The organism is Chryseobacterium sp. FR054, assembly GCF_056844565.1.
Genome location: NZ_JBXDSA010000008.1, coordinates 36,737 through 59,642, shown reverse-complemented (window position 1 = coordinate 59,642; position 22,906 = coordinate 36,737). Strand labels below are relative to the sequence as shown.

Below are 22,906 nucleotides of genomic sequence, written 5' to 3'. Positions count from 1 at the left end.
TTTACTTATTATATTTTCTGTTTTTATTTTTAATCAGATTCCTGATCACCAGATAAGGAATAAAAAGGATAAGTGAGAAGTCCAGGATCAGGATGGCATCTATCAAAAGGGTATAGAAAAAATCTTTCTGTTTTAATTTTTGTATAACCTTCTCCGAATCTACATGCTCCAATGCATCCGAAATACCTATTGATTCTTTAATCAGGTAAAAACCTAAAAAATTGACTGCAACCGCTGCAACCAATATCAGAACCCAATATTTTTTCAGGAAATTTCTCATTGACCTTTCGTAAGCTTCAGGGCTTCTTTTAATGTATATTTTTTATATTCTCCTCCTGTAAGATCTTTTGCATATTCCTCTACTGTTCCGCCAATTCCGGCTTCCTTTCTGAGTTTATTAACTTTGCCTGGATTTTTTATTGGCCAGATTAACCATACGAATTCCTCTTTTCCATCTTTGGTTACAGTATAGGAGCGGGCCTGTGTTCCGTAGATCTGTTCTTTATTTTCCTGCATCAGTTTTCTGTCCAGCATCATGGCATACAGTCTGAAGGGCAGTTCTTTTTCTTCAGCCGCTTTTTTGATCATCGGGAAGAATTTTTCAATTTCCGTCGAATGCTGTATCACATACCAGGCAGCTTTATTTTCAGGCTCTCCTACTAATGATTTTCCCGGATAACCATATTCTCTGATGATCTTTTCCACCTTAGCAAGGTTCTTACGGTCCTGTTCATCCATAAGTTTGGGCAGTGCTGCTCCCATATCAGCCTGGGTAAGATTTTTCTCCGCCATAATTTCTTTTCGTCGTTCAGGAGTAATCGGAGTCATCAGTTCACGGTAGATCTGGTCATCTTTATAGATTTGTGCCAGTTCTTTTTTAAGTTCTGTATTAATAGGTTTTACTTCAGTTTTCTGACCGGTTAATCCTATTGAAATAAAAGCTGCAATGAAAAGGTATCTCATATCTTAGGATTATTATTTAGGCTCTTTATACGGAAATATCTTTACCAGCCCTTCATACAGGCTTCTATGTAAAATCGTAGCGTGATTATCCGTTTCCATTAATTTGTATTCCACTGTCCAGTTTTTCTTTCCTGTTTTTTTCAGAATATCATAGAGATCTCCTGCGTCTTTTACCATCACAGGGTGTTCATCTTTTCCTACTGAAACATAGACAAATTTCTTTTTATCACCCGATTTTGCCAACATTGGGGGAGCCAATTTCAGAAGACTCTGGTCATCCCACCATAAGCTCGGGCTGATGATAAAATAATGATCAAACATTTCCGGTTTCTTTACCAGAATTTCCGTAGCCAGAAGACCTCCCAATGACTGTCCGAAGAGATATTTATCTGTTGTTTTATACTGGCTTTCGATATAAGGTTTCAGTTCTTTTTCCAGAAAACTGATGAACTGATCCGAATGTCCTGTTGTAGGATAATCTTTCTGAAGATCTTTTAAATCCGTGTGAAAGGTAAAATCTCTCTTTCTATCTATGTTTGCGATCCCAACAACAATGGTTTCGGGCATAGCATACATCAGGTTGAAAAACTGAACCAATCCTGAAACGTGCATAAAATCCTCATTCATTGAGCCATCCAAAAGATAGATCACCGGATATGATTTTGTTTTATCAAAATTCTGAGGAAGGTAGATATTTAAGATCCTGTCTTCGTTTAAGACTTTAGATTTTAATGTTCTTACTTCTCCTATGGTGAGCGGTTTTACTGTTGCAGTCTGCCCCAACATCATAAAATTTACAGCCCAAAGAATACTGCAAAAAATAAAAGCTTTTTTTATCATATATAAAATTTATAAATCCGATACATTGTTTACTACTACTCTACATCCATAAAAAGTGCCCCTTTTCTGTTATACATCTTATTATAAGCTTTTGCATAAGCATTCAGCAAATCACTGAAAGGTTTCATTAAAAACTGGTGTTCATTTTCATTATTCATATCATCAAAGTTTTTAAATCTTAATAATAAATGAAAATGATTGGGCAAAAGACAGTAAGCATAGATATCAGCTAGAGGAAGAATATATTTCTCTAATTTTTCCAGAAAATATCGATAGTTTAAAGTTTCACGAAAAATATTTTCCGTCCCATTAACATGGGAAAAAATATGATAGACTCCTTCAAATTCAAAATTTTCTGTATTGATCATTTTTTATCTGATTCTTTATTTGTTGAAACCTGACAGGTTTAGATTTACACCCAGCTACTTCACATATTCCCTATTTGAAGGTCCATGAAAGATAGTTTTGGACTCTTCAGCCGGGGAAAAAATATGACGGATTTCTTCAAATTTAAAATTTTCTGATCATTTTTTTCCGGTGCTTTATTTTTTGAAACCTAACAGGTTTTGGAAACCTGTTAGGTTTAGATTTACACCCAGCTACTTCACATCATCCCAAATGCTGTAATCAACAACTTTTGTAGGGATCTGCTGCACATATTCTGTAAAAGGTTCACATGGAAGTATGGCTTCTCTGCCCTCTCTTGCCAGTTCCTGATACAGTTTTGTACCTTCTGTTTTCCAGCGGATCATTTCATCAGAAACGTCACGGATGATCTTTGCCGGGCTTCCTACGATCAGTTTTCTAGGCTCACATTTAAAATTAGCGGGAACAAAGGCCAGGGCACCGATGATACATTCGTCTCCGATAACCGCTTTATCCATCACTACGGAATTCATCCCTACGAGGCAGTTCTTTCCGATATGTCCGGAATGAATAATGGCTCCGTGTCCGATATGCGCGGATTCTTCAAGAATGGTTTCTATATTCGGAAATACATGAAGGGTACAGTTTTCCTGAACATTGGCTCCGTCTTTAATGATAATCTTTCCCCAGTCTCCGCGAATCACTGCGTTAGGCCCGATATAGACCTCTTCACCAATTTCTACATTTCCAATGATTACAGCCTGCGGATGGATGTAGGCTGATGGTTTTATAACGGGGCGTATGCCGTGGTATGAATAGATGTTCATAAAATTTAAATTAATGTACCTATTTAACAATGTAACATTCTAGCAATAGATGAATATTGTTATATTGGTAAACTGTTATATTGTTACATTATTGAAAAAATTATACTTTTTCAATCACCATTGCATATCCCTGCCCTACACCGATACAAAGGGTACACAATGCGTATTTTTTATCCTGTTTCTGAAGTTCTATGGCGGCAGAACCTACAATTCTTGCTCCTGAAACACCCAGAGGATGTCCGATGGCAATAGCTCCTCCGTTCGGGTTTATCCTTGCGTCGTCATCTTTTAAACCTAAGCTTCTTGTTACGGCTAATGCCTGGGCCGCAAACGCTTCGTTCAGTTCGATGATATCCATATCTTCTAAAGACAGGTTGAGTCTTTTCAGTAATTTCTGTGTGGCTTCCACAGGTCCTATCCCCATAATTCTCGGCTCTACACCGGCTACGGATGATCCCAGAATCTTAGCTTTTGGTTTTAATCCGTATTTTTTCACGGCCTCTTCGCTTGCAAGGATTAGCGCTGCTGCTCCGTCATTCATTCCGGAAGCATTTCCGGCAGTTACAGTTCCGTCTTTTCTGAATGCCGGACGAAGTTTTGCCAGACCTTCCATAGATGATGAAGGTTTGATAAATTCATCTTTTTCAAAAACAATCGGATCTCCTTTTCTCTGTGGAATTTCCACTTTAACAATTTCTTCTGCCAGTCTTCCGCTTTCCTGAGCTTTTGATGCTTTCTGCTGGGACCAAAGGGCAAACTGATCCTGATCTTCTCTGCTGATCTGATGAATATCTGCAAGGTTTTCCGCAGTTTCTCCCATTCCGTCAACTCCGTACATTTCTTTCATTTTCGGATTGATGAAACGCCACCCGAACGTGGTATCGAACATCTGGCTGTCTCTTCCGAAAGCTGCACTTGGTTTTGACATTACATACGGCGAACGTGTCATATGCTCTACTCCTCCTGCAATATAAAGTTCTCCTTCTCCGGCTGCAACAGAACGGAATGCATTGGCTACGGCCGACATTCCGGAGGCGCAGAGCCTGTTAACAGTTTCACCTCCTATCTTATAAGGAAGACCAGCCAGTAAAAGTCCCATTCTGGCTACGTTTCTGTTATCTTCTCCCGCCTGGTTGGCACATCCGAAGATCACATCTTCAATTTCTTCAGCAGGAACTTCGGGATTTCTGGCTACGATTTCTTTAATTACAATGGCCGCGAGGTCATCGGCCCTTATTTCTGATAAACCTCCCTGCAGTTTTGAGATGGGAGTTCTGACATAGTCTATGATGTATACGTTGTTCATAATTATTTTAATATAACAATTTAGCAATGTAACAGGGTAACAATACTAGATTGATTGATTTTTATTTAAACTTGTACTTAATATTTTATATATTATCTTTCCAATCTCTGTAATTTGAACTTCTAATTTTTCTTCAAAAGGATAAGTTTTAGAATTCTTACACAGATATAGCCAATATTTGGTTTCTTCTAATTCTTTAGCTGCAATTTTAATTTTATTTACAAAATCATTCTTACTGTGAGGATTTTGTGCCTCAAAAGCATTTGCACCTATACTTGTTCCGGAACGTAATAGTTGTTTGCTATAACAAATTTTCTTTTATTATTGGTACATTGTTATACTGGTATATTATTACATTGAACTTATAGTTCAGTTACTTTTTTTCCTATTTTATATACTGTTCCTACGAATTTTGCGATCAACTCGTTATTCTGGTTGGTGATCTTAATATCGTAAACAGCTGTTTTTCTGGTATCATTTACCAGAACACTTTCTGCCCTGAAGATATCACCTTCTTTTCCGGCTTTGGTAAAATTGATGATACAGTTTAATGCAACCGCTGCATCTCCGGTATTGTTGGAGGAAAAGGCCAGAGCAGAATCTGCAAAAGCAAAAGTTACCCCTCCGTGTACTGTTTTCAGCCCGTTGATCATTTCTTTTTTGACGGGCATTTCTATCAGACAGTAATTTTCTTTCACTTCAATCAGGCTGATATTCATCCACTGGGAAAAATAGTCCTGATTGAGCATATAATCTGCTACCTGTCTTGGGTTCATTTCTGTCATACGTTTGTTATTTCTTCATATAATTCATCAGATAATCTATCGTAAACACTCATGGTTTTGCCGAGAATAATCTGTTCGTAGGTAAGGTTTTCCGATTCAGACGGGGCTTCAGACTGGAAAGGAGCATTCAGGTCGATACCTTCCTCACCTGCCAGTCTTCTGATCAGGTCCCTGTATTTTCCGTTAAATATTCCTAATAATTCAAGCTTTTCCTCATGATCTACTGAAGATATCTCCTGAATCAGGTACTCTTTTTCGATGATAAGCCTTGTTTCCAGTTCAGTTTTGAATTCTTCTATATTCATGAAAATATTGATCTCTTAACCTTTTACTTCCTTAAATCCTTTTTATCCGGTGCTTTCAGGTATTTTTTACCATCCTTGTCAAATCCCCAGACATCCGATATTTCTCTTAACTGAAAGAAATCATACTCTTTCTTATGAATTTTGATCCTGTTCAGTCTTCTCAATTTCCGGTTAGCTTCTCTTTTATTCTCTTTTTCTGTCACAGCAGTAGTAGTTCCCGTTATGGGTGTTTTCTTTCTTGACCTGCTCATTTCAAATAAATCAGCTAACAGTATTTATAATTTCCTCAATAAAGGGCTTTGTCTGTATCTTTCTTCCTGATATTCTCCGTAAAGATTCTGCAGTGTTTCTGAAATTTTTGCGTATCCGATCTCTTTTCCCCAATCTAATAATCCTTTCGGATAGTTGACTCCTTTCTGCATGGCCAGTTCGATATCCTCATCATTAGCTACCCCTAATCTTTTAGCTTCAACGGCTTCATTAATCAGCATTGAAATAATTCTCAGAAAGATCTGCTGGTATAATGCATCATTTTTCTCTGCAACCGAATTTTGACTCTCTCTGGCCGTCGAATCTCCTTCACTGTAATCATAAAAGCCTTTTCCGGTTTTCCTGCCGTGAAGTTTGGCTTCAGACATTCTCTGCTGAAGCAAAGACGGCTTATACTTAGGATCATAGAAATAATCTTTGTAAACTGTGGTAGTTACTGCAAAATTGACATCAACCCCGATAAGATCCATTAATTCAAACGGCCCCATTTTGAAGTTTCCGAGGGTTTTCATAGCTTCATCTACCTGTTCAGGAGCGGCAATATTTTCCTCCACAATTCTTAATGCTTCTCCATAGTATGGACGGGCGATCCTGTTCACGATGAATCCCGGAATATCTTTAGCAATAACCGGTGTTTTCCCCCAATCTTTCATAAGGATATACATTTTTTCCGCTAATGTTTTTTCGGTCAGTAAGGATGGGATAATTTCCACTAAAGGCATCAGAGGTGCCGGATTGAAAAAGTGAATTCCGATGAAACGCTCCGGCTTCTTTAGTTCTGCACCCAGAGAGGTGATAGAGATGGAAGAGGTATTGGAACTGATGACACAGCTTTCTGAAACATAGGTTTCAAGTTCTGTGAATACTTTGGTTTTGATTTCTTTGTTTTCGATGATGGCTTCAATAACAAGATCTGAATCTTTTAAATCCTGAAGCGCCTCACCTTTAACGATATTATTTCTGATTTCTGCGGCTTTTTCCCGGGAGATTTTACCTTTTTCAGACAGTTTCTGAAGGGTCTTTTCCAGGCCTGCTAGCGCTTTATCAATCTGCGGGGCATTGGCATCAAATAACACAACTCTGCATCCCGCTGTTGCAGCTACCTGGGCAATTCCTACACCCATAGTTCCTGCACCGATAATTCCGATATTCATATTTTAAAAATAATGTAACAATGCATCAGTTTACCAATGTAACAATTTTGTCAAAAATTGGATTTCTGCCGCAGCTTTATGATTATTGGTAAATTGTTACATTGATCAATTGTTATATTAATTTAATTTTATTTTCCTTTATAATCAGGTTTTCTTTTCTGTAAAAATGCATTGACTCCTTCTATGAAGTCTTCTGTTTCTGCGGCTTCCTGCTGAAGATCTCCTTCTAATTCAAGCTGCTCTTTCAGGGTATTGGTGTAAGAGTTTGCAAACGCTTTCTTAGTTAATTTGATCGCTGCAGTTGGCATATTGGCCATTTTTTCAAGGATCTCCATTGATTTCGGAGCAAATTCTTCTTCTGTAAACACTTCTGCCACAAGACCATACGATCTGGATTCTTCCGCTGATAGTTTCTTTCCTGTAAAAGCCAGATAATTAGCCAATTGTCTACCTAAAAGTTTCGGTAAGAAATAGGTTCCTCCTGTATCAGGGATTAATCCGATATTGGAGAATGCCTGTGAAAAATACGCTTTGTTGTTTGCCAGTACAAAATCACAGATCAGGGCCAGCATAGCTCCTGCTCCTACCGCAGGACCGTTTACCAGAGCAACTACCGGTTTTTTACAACGGGTGACTTCCATCACTAAAGGATTGTAGTAGTCTACTACGATTTTTCTGATAATATCATTGTCCCGATGCTCGTTTCCTTGTACAAAAGCATCATCCAGGTTCTGTCCTGAGCAGAAAGCTCTTCCTCTTCCTGAAATGGCAACACATCTTACGGTTTCATCTTCGCTGCATTCTTTAATAAAATCTTTCAGATCTGATAAAGACGGCTTTGTAAGAGCATTCATTGTTTCAGGCTGATTGAGGTAGGCTATTTTGAGCTTCCCGTCAAAATGCGTTTCGATATCGAGTTGTGTATACATAGTTTTTAATTTTATTATTTAACAACGTACTAATTTACTCATAATGTAACAATTTACCATTCTAACAATACAAGAATTATAATGTCATACTGAACATATTGGTAAACTGCTACATTGATACGTTGCTAAATTAATTTTAATGACATTTAAAATAATCAAACGGCTCCAGGCAGTCTAAACACTGATAAGATGCCTTACACAGAGTAGACCCGAACCTGCTGATCTGTTTGGTATGCTCTGAACCGCATCTCGGGCATTTCTTAGGTTTCCCGATGTGATGTTCATCCGCTCCTTTTTCCGGAGGTGTAATTCCGTAGGCACGGAGTTTTTCTCTTGCTTCATCCGTTAACCAGTCTGTTGTCCAGATGGGAAACATTTTGGTTACCACCTTCGCATCCCAGCCGTTTTCCTTCATCATTTTGATAATGTCCTCTTCAATGGTGAACATAGCAGGACACGCAGAATAGGTAGGCGTAATGATCACTTCACAGGTGTTTTCTCCTGTAATCTGTGCATCTCTTACGATTCCCAATTCCACAATATCGATGACCGGGATTTCCGGATCCGGGATTGTTTTTAATAAATCTAGTAAGCTGTTCAATTTCTTCGATTTAACAATTCAGCAGTATAACAGGTACCAATGATTGCTACATTGTTATACTGATACATCAATCTGACATTTTCTACCACGTACACCCCGGATATGCTCTCTGCATATACTGAAGCTCACAAAGGATATACCCGAAGTATTCTGTATGATACCCTGTTCTTGATTTCGGCTGCATGAACGGATTGGTTGGATATTCTAATCCGAAATTCTGGAAATCTTTTTCTGTAATGGCAATAAATTCTTTGTATAGTTCATCAACATTCGGAACGATATTCAATACAGCAAGATCGTCTTCACCTTCTGATTTGGCAAAAAGTCCTTTGGTGTACTCCCAGATATTTTCAATAGCATTCTCTAAACGGGTACGGCTTTCTTCTGTTCCCTGAGCAAAGATCTTCATCCAGGAAGAAGCGTGGGTATAGTGGTATTTTACTTCTTTCAGTGATTTCTGGGCAATTGCAGAAAGTTCTTCGTTCGCAGAATTTGACAATGCTTCATACATCAGTTTCTGATATACGGAAAACACATATACTTTAAGGATGGTCTGTGCATAATCTTCATTGGGAAGCTCTGTCCAGTGAGCATTGATATATTCGTGCTCATATCTTAAAAAGGCAATATCATCTTCACTTTTACCATTATCAATGACTCTTGAAGCATACACGTAGAAGTTATTAGCCTGTCCCAATTCATCCAATGCAATATTGGTCAATGCAATATCTTCTTCCAGGTAAGGACCTTCACCGCACCACGCAGACAAACGCTGCCCCATAATGAAGCTGTCGTCTGCCAGTTTTAATAAATAATTATATAATGGGTTCATTGTTTTTCAATTTAAAGACGGATAGATAATAGATGGATAGAAAATAGATAGGCGGACCTTAAAGTCTTTTATCTATTTGTCTATTATCTCCAGGTCTTATTCTTATTACATATTTTTTACGTCGTTAGGAATTTCGTAGAAAGTGGGGTGACGGTATAGTTTATCGTCAGCAGGATCGAAGAATGCTTCTTTATCCACTCCCTCTGAAGTCACAATATATTTACTTGGAACTACCCAAACAGAAGTTCCTTCTTTTCTTCTTGTATAAACGTCTCTTGCGTTCTGTAAAGCCATTTCTGCTGTTGGCGCCTGTACAATTCCAACATGTTTGTGGGATAATCCCGGTTTAGTCTGAATAAACACTTCCCACATATCTAAATTTGCCATAGTCAAATTAATTTAACAATGTATCAATGTACCATTTTACCAATGAAATGCTTCGGCAAGCTCAGCATGACAATGATTGTTACATTTTTACATTGGTATATTGTTACATTATTATATTACTTCTTTTTGTTGTTTTTCTGCAAAAGCTATCGCCGCTTCTTTTACCCAGGAATTTTCTCTTTGAGCTTTTCTCTTCGTTTCAATACGCTTTTTATTACAGGGACCGTTTCCTTTTAAGATTGCCATGAATTCATCCCACGGAAGCTCTCCGAAATCATAATGCTGTCTTTCTTCATTCCATTTCAGGTCTTTATCAGGAATAGTTAATCCTAAGAATTCAGCCTGAGAAACGGTAACATCAATAAATCTCTGACGAAGACTGTCATTACTTTCTCTTTTAACTCTGTAATTCATAGAGATTTTAGAGTTGGGCGAACTGTCATCATTCGGGCCAAACATCATCAGAGCCGGCCACCAGAAACGGTTCAATGAAGCCTGGGCCATTTCTTTCTGCTGTTTGGTACCACGGCAAAGCGCCATCAGAATTTCATATCCCTGTCTCTGGTGAAATGATTCTTCTTTACAGATCTTCACCATTGCTCTTGAATACGGTCCATAAGAGTTCCCCATCAGCATTACCTGGTTCATAATAGCAGCACCGTCTACCAGCCAGCCGATCGCTCCTATATCTGCCCAGCTCAAGGTAGGGTAATTGAAAATACTTGAGTATTTTGCTTTTCCTTCCAGCATATCGTCATAGGTAGCATCTCTGTCTGCTCTGATGCTTCCGTCTCCTAATGTTTCTGTTGCAGAATAAAGGTATAAACCATGTCCTGCTTCATCCTGAACTTTAGCCAAAAGCGCCATTTTTCTCCTCAATGAAGGGGCTCTTGAAATCCAGTTGGCTTCCGGCAGCATCCCGACAATTTCAGAATGGGCGTGCTGTGAAATCTGACGAACCAATAATTTCCTGTAATCATCAGGCATTACATCTTTTGGTTCTACTTTATTTTCTTCGTGAACGTATTGAACAAATTTTTCTAAGTCCATAATTTTTTCAATTTAGCAATGTATCAGTCTAACAATGTACCAATGATTGTTACACTGGTAAATTGTTACATTGTTACATTAATTTTTAAACATCATAATTAAGCATCACCACATTCGTTGTCGGGTGACACTGACAGGTCAGAACATAACCTCTGGCCACTTCTTCTTCGGTAAGCGCGTAGTTTTTCTCCATGAATACTTCTCCTTCCAGAACCTGCGCTTTACACGTACAGCACACGCCTCCTTTACATGCGAAAGGAACCGGAAGCTGGTCTTTCAATGCCTTATCTAAGATACTCTCTTTTTTGGAATTTAAGTGGAACGAATATTCATCATCATCGATGATAACCGTTACCATACTTTCAATATTGGCAATCGCCTTAAACTCTTCACTCATTTCCTCAGAATTTTCTTCATCAGGAGCCGTGAAGTATTCAAACAAGACCTGAATGGCAGGTACTTTTTTATCTTTCTTTAAATAATCGGCGATTCCTTTGATCATTTCTGCAGGTCCGCAGATGAAATAAGTTGCTTCTTTAACATCAATATCTGCGTATCTTTCAAACAGCTGCTCCAGTTTTTCCGCAGAAATACGTCCTTCAAATACAGGATCTTCGTGCTTTTCGCGGCTTACCAGATAGATTACTTTAAGTCTTCCGTTGAAGTGTTCTACCAGCTTATCGATCTCCGCTCTTTTCATCACATGATTCATGCTTCTGTTGCTGTAAAAAAGATAAGCGTTGCTGTTAGGCTCCTGATAAAGACTTTCTTTAATATTTGATAAAACCGGACTGATTCCGCTTCCCGCTGCCAAACCAACATAGGTTTTTACGTTCGTAGGATGATAAGAGGTATTGAAACCTCCCATCGGAGGCATTACTTCCAGAAGCTCATCCATATGAAGATGTTCGTTGAAATATCCTGAAACTTTACCGCCTTCCAGGAGCTTCACCAATACTTCCAGTGTATTGCTTTTCTCGCTCGGAGCATTGCAGATGGAATAAGAACGTCTTTCTTCATTCCCGTTGATCATCATCCGGAAATTAAGATACTGCCCCTGCTTGAACCTGAATTTATCTTTCAGCTCTTCAGGGATTTCTACCGCTACATTTACTGCCTCGGGAGTATCTTTCTGAACTTTTACAGTCTTAAGTTTATAAAATGAATTCATTATTTTTTAAGTATTCTATTAATTTTTCCGCCTTCACACTTGGGTAAGCTGTCCTGTGTGTGAATTTTTACTTTTGTGGTGATTCCTACGCGTTTTTTTATTTCGTTTTCTATGATTTTTCCAAAGTTTCCGACAAAATTAAAATAATCATCGGTACCGGCCAGTATTTTCTGTTCTTTCACCCATTCATCTCCTATTTCCACATCAATATCCAGGGCTACACACATCTGTTCTTTTTCAATGGGTGTCAGGTAATAATTCGGGACCACTCCTTTTACATGGGAAAAGGCTTCTTCAATCTGGCTCGGATAAACATTTACCCCTCTTACGATCAGCATATCGTCTGCTCTTCCTTTGATCGGTCTCATTTTCACCATGCTTCTTCTACCGTTTTCATCGTAATACAGGCTGGTGATATCATTGGTCCAGTAACGTAAAAGCGGCATTGCTTTTTTTGTTAATGTAGTAATTACCAAAACCCCTTCTTCCCCGAAAGGAACCGGCTGCTTGGTAACCGGATCTAAAATTTCCGGATAGAAATGATCTTCCCAGATATAGGAACCTCCTTTTTCCTCAAAGTCTTCCATGGAAACCCCGGGACCGATAATTTCGCTTAACCCGTAAATATTCGTGGCGTGAAGACCCAATCTTTCTTCAATATGTCCTCTGATAATTTCCGTCCACGGCTCAGAGCCTAAAACCGCATATTTCAGACTGATTTCTTCCGCAGAAATACCTCTGTTGGCAAATTCATCGGCAATCGTCAGTGCATAGGATGGTGAGCAGCAGATCACTTCCGGTTTGAAATCCATGATCAGATCTACCTGTCTTGCTGTCATTCCTCCGGAAATCGGAAGAACGCTCATTCCTAATTTTTCAGCTCCGTAATGAAGTCCCAGTCCTCCGGTAAAAATTCCGTATCCGTAGGCATTGTGCAGCTGCATTCCAGGTCTGGCACCGGCAGCACTCAATGATCTTGCCACGACTTCACTGAAAAGATCTACATCTTCTTTGGTGTAGCCCACCACCGTTGGTTTTCCGGTTGTTCCGCTTGAACAGTGAATTCTCTGCAGCTCGTTTTTCGGAACGGTAAACAATCCGAACGGATAGTGATCTCTCAGATCCTGTTTGTAAGTAATCGGAAGTTTCGCAATATCTTCTATCGACCTTATCTCTTCCGGAGCAATTCCCGATTCATTAAACTTTCTTCTATAAAATTCTGATCGCTCTGCAAGATAGGTGACTAAAGCCGCCAACCGGTCAGACTGAAGCTGTCTCAACTGGTCGAGCTTCAAATATTCAACTGAAAAATCCATACCTTAACTAACTAACATTTGTTAGGTGTAAATTTAAAAAGATTTTGCCATCTGACAAAATTTTTATGACTTTCGTCATATTTTGAACAATTCTAAATAACTGAAATTCTGATGAGATAAGGATGGAAGCCGGGAGCAAGAAGATGGAAAGTATAATTGTACTGAATTATAACGGTTCTCCTTATTTTTAACATAACGAGATCAGACCTTCTAAAAAATCTGCTCAATCTGCCGGATCCGCGAGAATTAAAATCATAAAATCGGTGAAATCCGTACAATCTGTGGGAAATTTGTATTTATGTTTTTTTTAAACGCAAAGTTCGTTGACAGGTAATGCTGATTTAGAGGGAGCAAAGAGGTAAAATCAACTCCGTTGATTCGATGAAGCGGTCCTATAACGATGTGTTTACTATCTGCAGGTATTATAAAAGCTATTCTGTGAAAATTACTGTTCAAAAATGCACTCCATCAATATTTCTGGTTTCCGAGCAGACCAAAAAGGATTTTATCTCTGATTTCCTCAGTAATTTCATCCGTGGAATCGCTGTTTCTTTTGAACCAGAAGTAAGAGTTATTTAAAGTATGAAGGATGAATCTTGTGGTAAAAGATGGTGATTTAAGTTCCCATTCCTCAGCCCGATAAATCTCAGAAATCAGTTCTTCCACTTCCTGCTGATAATTTTTCCGGAGTTCTACAAACTCCGGCAGCCTGTCTTCAAGGTGCTTCCATTCATTGGAATAAATGTGGGTAACATCACGGTTTTTAAGTACTACGGACAGATGTTTATCAATAAACAGGTTCAGCTTTTCCTTTGGGGCAGCTTCCGTATTTTTCACTTTCTGAAGTTCATCAAAAAATTCCCGGGCAATACCAAAACATATCCATTCCAGAATTTCTTCTTTGGAACGGATATGGGCATATAAAGATGCCGCTTTAATATTGAGTTTCGTAGCCAGATCTCTTACCGAGCTTCCCATATACCCTTTCTCCTTGAAAAGTTCTACGGCTACGTCTAGTATTTTTTTCTGTTTTTCTTTAAGTTCCATATTTCTCAGTTACCCGGAAGTGCTTTTCGGCTGCGTACCCATCTTAATAAAAGAAGCATCACAATCCCTGTCAAAATAAGATTTCCTGCTGCTGCATCACTAAAAAAACGATCTAACGTATAGGATTCACTTTCAGTATAAAAACCAAACTGGTGTGACCGCATACTCCAAAATGCATTGCGAAACACAGCTATTACGGAGGGGATTATGAAAGTAAAGCCTAAAATAATTACATTTAATGCTATTGATGACAGGTTTTTCCTGTATCTGCTCATTAAAGCAAGCAACAGGAAAACAATTAATTCCGCGAGCAAAGCTATCAAAAAAATCTGAAAACCTACAACACGGTCGCTAATAAATCCCAGCAAAGCGGTATTGATGATGATCAGTAAAATAAACGTTACAACAGAAATAAACCATTGCAGAAGAGAAGATACCCTGAATGTAATCACAACCATTGATAGGGCAACCGCCAGATACAGCAATGCCAGAAAAACATCATCATCCAATACTTTAACATCTCTCGCTATTATCAGGTTGCCATAATACTCTTTCAGGATATAGGAGTCTGCATAAAGTCCTTTTTTATCGTGAGGGTATTCAGGAAGATCATAGGCATTCCCTCTTCTGTCACCAATGAAAACATCAGAAACAAATTCCTTATTATAAAAATATTTAAACCACAATGCAGGGGTTACATTGGTTTCCAAATGGTGTTCTTTAAGCAGACCAGAATATTGATCCAGGATTTTTCGCAGCCTGACAGAATCATTTTTATAAAAGAGCTGTCTGACCTCATCTGTATATACGGAATCTAATTTGTTATCATAGTAAAATGTTTCCCCGTCCTGATTGGCTATCATACTTTTCCAGGGATACTCTTTGTCTTTATATTTAAAAAACTCACTGTCAATGGTATGATATACAGAATCAACAGGATCTATATAGGAACTTTCGGGCTGCCTTTCCTTATTGTATTCGTCATTAAGCATCAGCAGTCTGCCTTTATAGGTAATTTCAGCATTCCGGTTCAGCTTCTCTGTCGAAAAAACAGTTCTTGCCGCATATCTGCTCCCATAATTTACAGAGAAAAAGGCCATTGAAAAAAACACGAGAATTCCCAGTACAATCAGCCATTCTTTAAAAAGACCGTCTTTCTTTTTAGGGTAAAATGATTTGAAACCATTATTCCTGATATAAAACAGAAACCATACAAGAACAATAACACTTCCTGTAATCCCAATTCCCAATGCTGTAAGATCTCTGTTTTTATAAAAATAAACCTCTTTATGATAAAGATCTTTTCCAAAATCATTAAACCAGAAGCCAGCCAGAAATGCCAGTATATGAAACAGTATTCCCACAATCATCATATAAGGAAATCTGGTATTCCACAACAATGGAAACCGAAGCAGTAATTGAGTATCAAATTTTTTCAACATAAGATCTATTTTAAAAAGAAAACCCGGCTTGATTTTGAAATATCACGGAAATAAACCAGATTAATTTCCTGGTCCAAAGAAAATTTTATAAAATCTTCTCTTTTCATATCTCCGTTAAAAGTGGCTATAAATGTACTTCCGTTCTGCTCAAGAGAATGCATCGGCAGCATAGAGAGCTTACGCTTAAGTTCTGCAATCCCTTCATCAGTTTCGAATTCTATAATAAGAGATCCGGCTTCGTGCGCATCCAGATTCTGCTGTCTTCCTTTTTTCAGAAAGATAATCTGACCGGAATTTTTCTCTACTTCATACAGCTGCTGTGAACTGAGAACTACTGCCAAAGGACGGAACGGTGAATCTGCAATCTGTCTGAGATCCTCCAGAACAGTTTGCTGGGCAATAATATCCAGATTGGCGAGCGGCTCATCAATGAGCAGAATTTTAGGCCTCCTTAACAGCATTCTGGCAAGTTCAAACCTCATTTTATATCCTGAGCTGAGATTTTTCCAGGCATAATCCCTGAATTCCCTTAATCCCAGTCTTGCAATAACCAGTTCTGTAATCTCAACTGCTTCTTCAGGAGAATACCCGTATGATACTGCCGTAAACAGAAGGTTCTGAATAAGACTTCCCCTCCATGAAGGAGTCCGCTGCGGAATATAAATAAGTTTGGAGCGGAGATCATAGGTATCTGTATACGGGAACAGATAATAAAGCTCTCCTTTATCTGATTTCAGTTCTCCGCACAGAGAGCGCAGAAGAGTGGTTTTTCCGTTTCCGTTTTCCCCTACCAGACCTGTTATTTCTCCAGTCCTGAGTTCAAGGCTGACAGGTCCTAATGTAAAAGATTGGGAATATTTTTTCTCCCACCCTATCATCTTGGTAAGAATATGCCGGTCCACAGGCTCCTTATGCTGAAGCTCTTCTGTAATTTCAGAAAGCAGGACATTCAGTTTTTCAGGAACTTCTTCCGAATGCTGCCGGCCGCAGAACCACTTCAAAAACAGGTTGACCTTCCTGTATAATCTGACCTGTTCAGTATCCAGCGTAAAATCTATGATCCGTTTCAGTGCCTGATCATAGTTTCCGGAACTGATCTGCTCTGCTGTTTCCTCTTTCTGTTTCTGAAAAGTATTCATGGTTTTTTATTTCGTCCTAAAAGGTATTAAATATTTTGTTTTCTCCGGATAAAATTAAAACCGGAAATTTTGTCAAGTTAATTTTACGTTAAAAATAACAAATCCGGAAATTTTGTCCATATTTTTTATAAATTTAATAATTGAACAGTTTTTGCGATAAGGTAATCGATTAAATGATTAAATAACTGATGGCATTAAGAAACTAAGCCTTAAAATTTAGTTTCTTGATGTTTTTAAAAAATTAAACCTGAACTTATCATTACAAAAAATATAAAAATATGAACTTAAACCAATATACTGTAAAATCACAGGAAGCCATCCAGGCTGCACAACAGACTGCCATGGAATTTGGCAACCAGAGTATTGAACCTCAACACATTCTGGAAGGAATTTTCCAGGTGGATGAAAATATATCGCCTTTCTTACTGAAAAAATCTGAAGCAGATGCCAATCTGGTAAGAGAACGCAACCGTGAAAATTTGGAAAAACTTCCTAAAGTACAGGGAGGAAATATTTACTTATCACAATCTGCCAACAAAGTATTATTAGATGCTCCCAACATCGCTAAAAAAATGGGTGACGAATATGTAACGATTGAGCATTTATGGCTTTCTCTTTTAGAAACATCTTCGGAAGTTTCCAAAATGCTTAAAGACATGGGGGTAACCAAAAATCTCTTAGAAGGTGCGATCAAAGAATTAAGAAAAGGAAGTAAGGCTACTTCTGCAAGCTCGGAAGAAACTTATCAATCCTTGAATAAATATGCAAAAAACTTCAACGAATTAGCAGCAGAAGGAAAACTGGATCCTGTAATCGGACGTGATGAAGAGATCAGAAGAGTACTTCAGATCCTTTCCAGAAGAACAAAGAACAACCCTATCCTTATCGGGGAACCGGGTGTTGGTAAAACAGCAATTGCAGAAGGAATTGCACACCGTATCATCAGTGGAGACGTACCGGAAAACCTGATGGACAAAACCCTGTACTCACTGGATATGGGAGCCCTGATTGCCGGAGCCAAATACAAAGGCGAATTTGAAGAGCGTCTGAAATCCGTAGTCAATGAAGTAATCAAATCAGACGGACAGATCATTCTTTTTATTGATGAGATCCACACCCTTGTAGGAGCAGGGGGCGGAGAAGGTGCCATGGATGCTGCCAACATCCTTAAACCCGCTTTGGCAAGAGGTGAACTGAGAGCTATCGGTGCCACTACCCTGAATGAATATCAAAAATATTTTGAAAAGGACAAAGCACTGGAAAGACGTTTCCAGAAAGTAATGGTGGAAGAGCCGGATACAGAATCCGCCATTTCCATCCTTCGCGGAATCAAAGACAAATATGAAGCCCACCACAAGGTAAGAATCAAGGATGAAGCTATTATTGCGGCTGTGGAAATGTCACAGAGATATATTTCGGACCGTTTTTTACCGGACAAAGCGATCGACCTTATTGACGAGGCTTCTGCCAAACTGAGAATGGAAATCAATTCAAAGCCTGAGGAGCTTGATGTACTGGACAGAAGACTGATGCAGCTTGAAATTGAGCTGGCAGCTATTTCCAGAGAAGGCAACCAGACCAAGATTGATCATCTGAAAGAAGATATCGCCAAAATCTCCGAAGAGAGAAACGAGATCAATGCCAAATGGCTGAAAGAAAAACAGAAAAGTGAGGATCTTACCCAGATCAAAAAAGATATTGAATCTCTGAAACATGAAGCAGAGAGAGCTTCAAGAGCGGGAGATTATGCAAAAGTAGCAGAGATCCAGTACGGAAAACTCCGCGAGAAAGAAGAAGAACTCAGTACGATGGAACTTGAAATGCAGAACCATCAGAACGAGCTGATCAAGGAAGAGGTTACTTCTGAAAACATTTCTGAAGTGATTGCAAAATGGACAGGAATTCCTGTTACCAAGCTGTTACAGTCAGAAAGAGAGAAACTTCTTAACCTGGAAACCGAACTTCATCACAGGGTTGTAGGTCAGGACGAGGCTATCCAGGCGGTTGCAGATGCTATCCGCAGAAACAGAGCCGGCCTGAGTGACGAGAAAAAACCTATCGGATCATTCCTGTTCCTGGGTACAACCGGAGTTGGTAAAACTGAGCTGGCAAAAGCTTTAGCCGAGTTCCTGTTTGATGATGAAAACAATATGACGAGGATTGATATGAGTGAATATCAGGAACGCCACAGTGTTTCCAGATTAGTGGGAGCTCCTCCGGGATATGTAGGTTATGATGAAGGTGGGCAGCTTACTGAAGCGGTAAGAAGAAGACCATATTCCGTGGTTCTTCTGGATGAAATTGAAAAGGCACATCCGGATGTATTCAATACCCTGCTTCAGGTTCTGGATGACGGACGTTTAACTGATAATAAAGGACGTGTGGTGAATTTCAAAAACTCCATCATTATCATGACCTCGAATTTAGGTTCACACCTGATCCAGGAGAATTTTGAAAATATCACAGATGAAAACCAGGATGAAATTGTAGATAAAACCAAAGACCAGGTTTTTGATCTGCTGAAACAGACGCTCCGTCCGGAATTCCTGAACAGAATTGACGAAGTGGTACTGTTCCAGCCTTTAAGAAAAAAAGAGATTGGAAAAATCGTTCAGTATCAGCTGAGAGGCTTCAACGATATGTTGGCAAAACGCAACATCATTATGACCGCCACTCAGGATGCCGTGGATTATCTGATGAACAAAGGTTATGATCCTGCTTTCGGAGCCAGACCTTTAAAAAGGGTGATCCAGCAGGAAGTTCTCAACAAACTGTCCAGAGAAATTCTCGCAGGAAACGTGAATGACGGAGACCGGATCACTTTGGATTATTTTGACGAAACAGGTCTTGTTTTCAGACCGTCTGAACAATAAAGTAGTTTTTTTCATATATATTATTTTTGTAAGTAAGTGCTGCAGCCCAATCTGCAGCACTTATTTTTTTACCACATATTTATCAAAACAATGTGAAATATTACTATATTTACCATACAGACAAATTATTAACTCAAACAAAATCAGTATGAAAAAATTAAAAAGAAATGAATTAAAGAAAATCAGTGGCGGTGCACCAATTACAGAATGTGATATCGACATGAACTGCCCGCAGGGGCTTTGCTGTTCAACCGGAAATATCTGCAGGGACCCCAGAAGATATCCATGTATCTAAACTGAAACGGAGAAAAATAATTCTCCGTTTTTCATTCTCTCTTCCGTTGAAGTTTTCCATTCCGTTTTTAGAATAATTCAAATCGACAATCCGTAAAAACCCGGTAAATAAACAGGGAAAACCCCATGTGTTTAACCTGTTTTTTTACGAGATTTGCAGTAACAACTAACATTCTACTATAAAACTACGTTATGAAAACAAAAACTACTCTGGAAGACGGAGCTTTAGAAGCCGCCCGTGGGACCAATACCATTGCTTCAGATCTGATTCAAAAACTTATTGACAATTACAGAAACAACCAGATGAATGCGGTTAACAAAGAATTAGGCATTACCGATTCCAATTCAATCTGGTTTGATCTTCCCAAGCTGAAAAACTTCATCGCTGCCATAGAAGACGAAGCAAGAAATATCAATCCCGATGTTTCGGATAAAGATATGGGCATCAGGTTTTATTACGCTGCCTATCCAAAAGCGGAGGACTGGGATATCATGGCAGATCATCCCGTAGAAAGGGAATATGCAGAGAGACATACGCTGGTAATGATTCCTACCCTGAAAAAGGCTGATGAAAACGGTGAAATGCTTGATTACGATTTTGATCCTTCCAGCGGTACTTCCGGAAAATCAACGGCTTTACTGTCCAGATCAAAAGGCGGCCCGATTCCTGATCCAACCCTTGCAGAAAATCATGGAACCCTGGCTCCTCCGTCGGATCCTAAAGTACAAAATTATTAATTGAGCTACATTTTCCTCAACATCACATATGACTGACTTTCAGAAAATACTTCAGGAATCTTTAATCTGGACAGAAGGATTTGCTGCCCTTATTTCTCTTTTTTACTACAACCGCGGAAAAGAACGTTACTGGAGATTCTTCTCTTTGTACCTTATTATGATGTTCCTCTGTGAGGTGATGGGAAAATGGGGGCATTATCTGATAGAATATGATAAACCAAAGTTTTTCAACTATTTTGTCATCCCTCTGGAATTCATCTTTTTCTACTGGCTGTATGCAGCAAAGTCTTTTGGAAAACCCAGGCTGTTTTATGTTTTATCACTTCTGTATCTGTTCTCCTTTTTACCCAGTGAATTTTTCTTTACCAGTAAAAAAATAATTTTCTCATTCAATTATACTTTCGGCTGCCTTATTCTTATGGTATTGGTAATTATGGAATATTATAAACAGGTCAACTCCTCTGAAATTTTAAATTTCAGCAGAAATAAAATGTTCTATATTAATCTGGGAGTCACTTTATTCTATATCGGAACATTGCCATTCTGGACTTTTTTCAGCCTTATCAGCGAGTACAAGGAACTCTGGAGTCTCTATTTTAATTATTTTCTGATTACGGGAATTATTATGTACCTTTTATTTTCAATTTCTTTCATATGGGGAAAACAGAGCTCATCATAACTATTATTCTTTTTAATATCTTTTTTGTGCTGTTTGTTGTGGCTGTGATTATTTACATCCGAAAATACAAACAGCGCAAAAGAGAATATATAAATGAAATTGAAATAAAAAACGAAATCCACAAACGTGAACTTCTGGCTACCCAGCTGGAAATTCAGCAGGCTACGATGCAGCAGATCGGGCGAGAGCTTCACGATAATATCGGACAGAAGCTGACACTCGTAAGTCTGTACACCCAACAGCTTCTTTATGAAAACAAAGTACCTGAAGTAAGTGAAAGAATTGACCAGGTTTCCCAGATTGTCAACCAGTCGCTCCAGGACCTCAGAAGCCTTTCAAAAACCCTGACAGATGACAATATAAATCAAAAGGAAATTGTTACTCTGATTCAGGAAGAAGTAGATAATACCAATGCTTTTAAAAGATGTCTCATCACGTTTGAACATAATTTCGAACATCTGGATCTGGGATTTGTGCATAAAAACGTATTGCTGAGAATTACCCAGGAATTTATCCAGAACAGTATAAAGCATGCCGGCTGCAAAAATATTTTCATCAATCTGAATACTTCCGAAGATAATCTCTGGGAACTCAACCTGAGAGACGACGGCATCGGGTTCGACAGTACTCAGGTGACATCAAACGGTATTGGCCTTACCAATATGAAAAACAGGGCAGCTATCATTGGAGCAGATTTTAAATTTGAAAGCCACGAAAATAACGGCACTTCTCTCAACATTATTTTAAAGAAAAAGTCATGAAAAAAAATATAGTGATCGTTGACGACCATATTCTTATTGCTAAAGCCCTGGAAGGAATTATAGGCAATTTCAGCGAATTTGAAGTAATCTATGTATGCGAAAACGGCAAGGATCTGATTCAGAAGCTGGAAAATAACAGCCAGGTTCCGGATATCATCCTGCTGGATATCAGCATGCCGATCATGGACGGCTTCGAAACAGCATCATGGCTCACCAGGCATCATCCCGATATCAAGGTAATGGCGCTCAGTATGCAGGGTGACGACAACAGCGTGATCAAAATGATCAGAAACGGAGCAAAAGGATATTTACTGAAAAATACTCATCCGAAAGACCTGGAAACAGCTCTGATAAAATTAAACTCCGAAGGCTTTTTTTATCCTGAATGGGCCTCTAAAATCATTTTCTCCAATATCGGAAAAGAAACGGATACTGAAAATTCAGTACGAATTTCAGACCGTGAAAAAGAATTCCTGAAATACACTGTAACCGAACTGAGCTATAAAGAGATTGCAGATAAAATGTGCTGCAGTCCCAGAACAGTAGAAACCTACCGTGACCAGCTCTGTGATAAATTAGATCTCAAAACCCGGGTTGGACTTGCTGTTTTTGCTATTAAGAATGGTTTCGCCAATTAACCTAAAAATACATTCCCAAAAAAAACATTTCTTTTTTTATACAATCAACAATATATCACTCTATAAAGATAAATTTTTGGTTAAAAAATTCAGTTATTATTATTTAAAATGAATTTAAATCAATAAAAAACCGGATTAAATAAATAAAACCCAATAAAAAAGGCGATAATATGCAATATATACAAATATTTAT

General features: G+C 38.6%; 27 protein-coding genes. 6 read left to right on the top strand and 21 right to left on the bottom strand.

Annotated elements, in window-relative coordinates; all coding sequences use genetic code 11:
• Window position 1: 1 nt before the first annotated feature.
• From AC106S_RS23165 to AC106S_RS23065, 21 genes are all read right to left on the bottom strand, one after another.
• On the bottom strand, window positions 2-280 hold the full coding sequence (locus tag AC106S_RS23165; RefSeq protein WP_482442280.1) for a hypothetical protein: 279 nt from the start codon (window positions 278-280) through the stop codon (window positions 2-4).
• The gene (locus tag AC106S_RS23160; protein ID WP_482442279.1) at window positions 277-963 is read right to left on the bottom strand and encodes a DUF6624 domain-containing protein; all 687 of its coding nucleotides are present in this window, start codon (window positions 961-963) and stop codon (window positions 277-279) included. Before AC106S_RS23160 ends, AC106S_RS23165 begins: the two co-directional genes overlap by 4 nt.
• 12 nt (window positions 964-975) lie before the next feature.
• The gene (locus tag AC106S_RS23155) at window positions 976-1,803 is read right to left on the bottom strand and encodes an alpha/beta hydrolase (RefSeq protein ID WP_482442277.1); all 828 of its coding nucleotides are present in this window, start codon (window positions 1,801-1,803) and stop codon (window positions 976-978) included.
• Window positions 1,804-1,838: 35 nt separating this feature from the next.
• Window positions 1,839-2,171 (bottom strand): transposase, encoded by a 333-nt coding sequence (locus tag AC106S_RS23150; protein WP_482442276.1) that lies wholly within the window; start codon window positions 2,169-2,171, stop codon window positions 1,839-1,841.
• 231 nt (window positions 2,172-2,402) lie between these two features.
• On the bottom strand, window positions 2,403-2,996 hold the full coding sequence (locus tag AC106S_RS23145; RefSeq protein ID WP_482442275.1) for an acyltransferase: 594 nt from the start codon (window positions 2,994-2,996) through the stop codon (window positions 2,403-2,405).
• Window positions 2,997-3,096: 100 nt separating this feature from the next.
• Window positions 3,097-4,302 (bottom strand): 3-oxoadipyl-CoA thiolase, encoded by a 1,206-nt coding sequence (gene pcaF, locus AC106S_RS23140; protein ID WP_482442273.1) that lies wholly within the window; start codon window positions 4,300-4,302, stop codon window positions 3,097-3,099.
• A 45-nt stretch (window positions 4,303-4,347) separates the two neighbouring features.
• The gene (locus AC106S_RS23135; protein ID WP_482442355.1) at window positions 4,348-4,614 is read right to left on the bottom strand and encodes a four helix bundle protein; all 267 of its coding nucleotides are present in this window, start codon (window positions 4,612-4,614) and stop codon (window positions 4,348-4,350) included.
• Window positions 4,615-4,664: 50 nt separating this feature from the next.
• Window positions 4,665-5,078: a PaaI family thioesterase gene (locus tag AC106S_RS23130; protein WP_482442354.1), complete on the bottom strand. Its 414-nt coding sequence runs from the start codon at window positions 5,076-5,078 to the stop codon at window positions 4,665-4,667.
• A 5-nt stretch (window positions 5,079-5,083) separates the two neighbouring features.
• A complete protein-coding gene (locus AC106S_RS23125) occupies window positions 5,084-5,392 on the bottom strand; it encodes a hypothetical protein (RefSeq protein ID WP_482442271.1) in 309 nt (102 codons plus the stop codon).
• A gap of 23 nt (window positions 5,393-5,415) precedes the next feature.
• Window positions 5,416-5,643, bottom strand: a complete 228-nt coding sequence (locus AC106S_RS23120; protein ID WP_482442270.1) for a hypothetical protein — start codon at window positions 5,641-5,643, stop codon at window positions 5,416-5,418.
• 24 nt (window positions 5,644-5,667) lie between these two features.
• Entirely contained in the window at window positions 5,668-6,816 is a 1,149-nt protein-coding gene (locus AC106S_RS23115) for a 3-hydroxyacyl-CoA dehydrogenase NAD-binding domain-containing protein (RefSeq protein ID WP_482442268.1), read from the bottom strand.
• Window positions 6,817-6,944: 128 nt separating this feature from the next.
• Window positions 6,945-7,745 carry an enoyl-CoA hydratase-related protein gene (locus AC106S_RS23110; RefSeq protein ID WP_482442266.1) on the bottom strand — a complete coding sequence of 267 codons (801 nt, stop codon included), beginning with the start codon at window positions 7,743-7,745 and terminating at the stop codon, window positions 6,945-6,947.
• Window positions 7,746-7,881: 136 nt separating this feature from the next.
• Window positions 7,882-8,346 (bottom strand): 1,2-phenylacetyl-CoA epoxidase subunit PaaD, encoded by a 465-nt coding sequence (gene paaD, locus AC106S_RS23105; protein ID WP_482442265.1) that lies wholly within the window; start codon window positions 8,344-8,346, stop codon window positions 7,882-7,884.
• Between the two features lie 82 nt (window positions 8,347-8,428).
• Window positions 8,429-9,178: a 1,2-phenylacetyl-CoA epoxidase subunit PaaC gene (paaC, locus tag AC106S_RS23100; protein ID WP_482442263.1), complete on the bottom strand. Its 750-nt coding sequence runs from the start codon at window positions 9,176-9,178 to the stop codon at window positions 8,429-8,431.
• A 105-nt stretch (window positions 9,179-9,283) separates the two neighbouring features.
• Window positions 9,284-9,565: a 1,2-phenylacetyl-CoA epoxidase subunit PaaB gene (gene paaB / locus AC106S_RS23095; RefSeq protein ID WP_002981782.1), complete on the bottom strand. Its 282-nt coding sequence runs from the start codon at window positions 9,563-9,565 to the stop codon at window positions 9,284-9,286.
• Window positions 9,566-9,676: 111 nt separating this feature from the next.
• Window positions 9,677-10,615 carry a 1,2-phenylacetyl-CoA epoxidase subunit PaaA gene (paaA, locus tag AC106S_RS23090; protein ID WP_047098169.1) on the bottom strand — a complete coding sequence of 313 codons (939 nt, stop codon included), beginning with the start codon at window positions 10,613-10,615 and terminating at the stop codon, window positions 9,677-9,679.
• An 85-nt stretch (window positions 10,616-10,700) separates the two neighbouring features.
• On the bottom strand, window positions 10,701-11,786 hold the full coding sequence (locus AC106S_RS23085) for a 2Fe-2S iron-sulfur cluster-binding protein (protein WP_482442260.1): 1,086 nt from the start codon (window positions 11,784-11,786) through the stop codon (window positions 10,701-10,703).
• A complete protein-coding gene (locus AC106S_RS23080; RefSeq protein ID WP_482442258.1) occupies window positions 11,786-13,102 on the bottom strand; it encodes a phenylacetate--CoA ligase family protein in 1,317 nt (438 codons plus the stop codon). Before AC106S_RS23080 ends, AC106S_RS23085 begins: the two co-directional genes overlap by 1 nt.
• A 468-nt stretch (window positions 13,103-13,570) precedes the next feature.
• Window positions 13,571-14,149, bottom strand: a complete 579-nt coding sequence (locus tag AC106S_RS23075; RefSeq protein ID WP_482442256.1) for a TetR/AcrR family transcriptional regulator — start codon at window positions 14,147-14,149, stop codon at window positions 13,571-13,573.
• A gap of 5 nt (window positions 14,150-14,154) precedes the next feature.
• Window positions 14,155-15,591, bottom strand: a complete 1,437-nt coding sequence (locus tag AC106S_RS23070; protein ID WP_482442254.1) for a hypothetical protein — start codon at window positions 15,589-15,591, stop codon at window positions 14,155-14,157.
• Window positions 15,592-15,596: 5 nt separating this feature from the next.
• Window positions 15,597-16,730, bottom strand: a complete 1,134-nt coding sequence (locus tag AC106S_RS23065) for an ABC transporter ATP-binding protein (protein ID WP_482442252.1) — start codon at window positions 16,728-16,730, stop codon at window positions 15,597-15,599.
• A 278-nt stretch (window positions 16,731-17,008) separates the two neighbouring features.
• Here AC106S_RS23065 and clpB point away from each other — a divergent pair, with 278 nt between their 5' ends.
• The 6 genes from clpB to AC106S_RS23035 all read left to right on the top strand — a co-directional run bounded on the left by clpB (window position 17,009) and on the right by AC106S_RS23035 (window position 22,713).
• The gene (gene clpB, locus AC106S_RS23060; RefSeq protein ID WP_482442250.1) at window positions 17,009-19,603 is read left to right on the top strand and encodes an ATP-dependent chaperone ClpB; all 2,595 of its coding nucleotides are present in this window, start codon (window positions 17,009-17,011) and stop codon (window positions 19,601-19,603) included.
• A 148-nt stretch (window positions 19,604-19,751) separates the two neighbouring features.
• Window positions 19,752-19,898, top strand: a complete 147-nt coding sequence (locus AC106S_RS23055; RefSeq protein ID WP_482442248.1) for a hypothetical protein — start codon at window positions 19,752-19,754, stop codon at window positions 19,896-19,898.
• Window positions 19,899-20,089: 191 nt separating this feature from the next.
• A complete protein-coding gene (locus tag AC106S_RS23050) occupies window positions 20,090-20,635 on the top strand; it encodes a hypothetical protein (RefSeq protein ID WP_482442247.1) in 546 nt (181 codons plus the stop codon).
• 28 nt (window positions 20,636-20,663) lie between these two features.
• Window positions 20,664-21,314 (top strand): hypothetical protein, encoded by a 651-nt coding sequence (locus tag AC106S_RS23045; protein WP_482442245.1) that lies wholly within the window; start codon window positions 20,664-20,666, stop codon window positions 21,312-21,314.
• The gene (locus AC106S_RS23040) at window positions 21,290-22,075 is read left to right on the top strand and encodes a sensor histidine kinase (RefSeq protein ID WP_482442243.1); all 786 of its coding nucleotides are present in this window, start codon (window positions 21,290-21,292) and stop codon (window positions 22,073-22,075) included. The genes AC106S_RS23045 and AC106S_RS23040 overlap by 25 nt, the downstream gene beginning before the upstream one ends.
• Window positions 22,072-22,713 (top strand): response regulator, encoded by a 642-nt coding sequence (locus AC106S_RS23035; protein WP_482442241.1) that lies wholly within the window; start codon window positions 22,072-22,074, stop codon window positions 22,711-22,713. Before AC106S_RS23040 ends, AC106S_RS23035 begins: the two co-directional genes overlap by 4 nt.
• The last annotated feature ends 193 nt before the right edge of the window (window positions 22,714-22,906 follow it).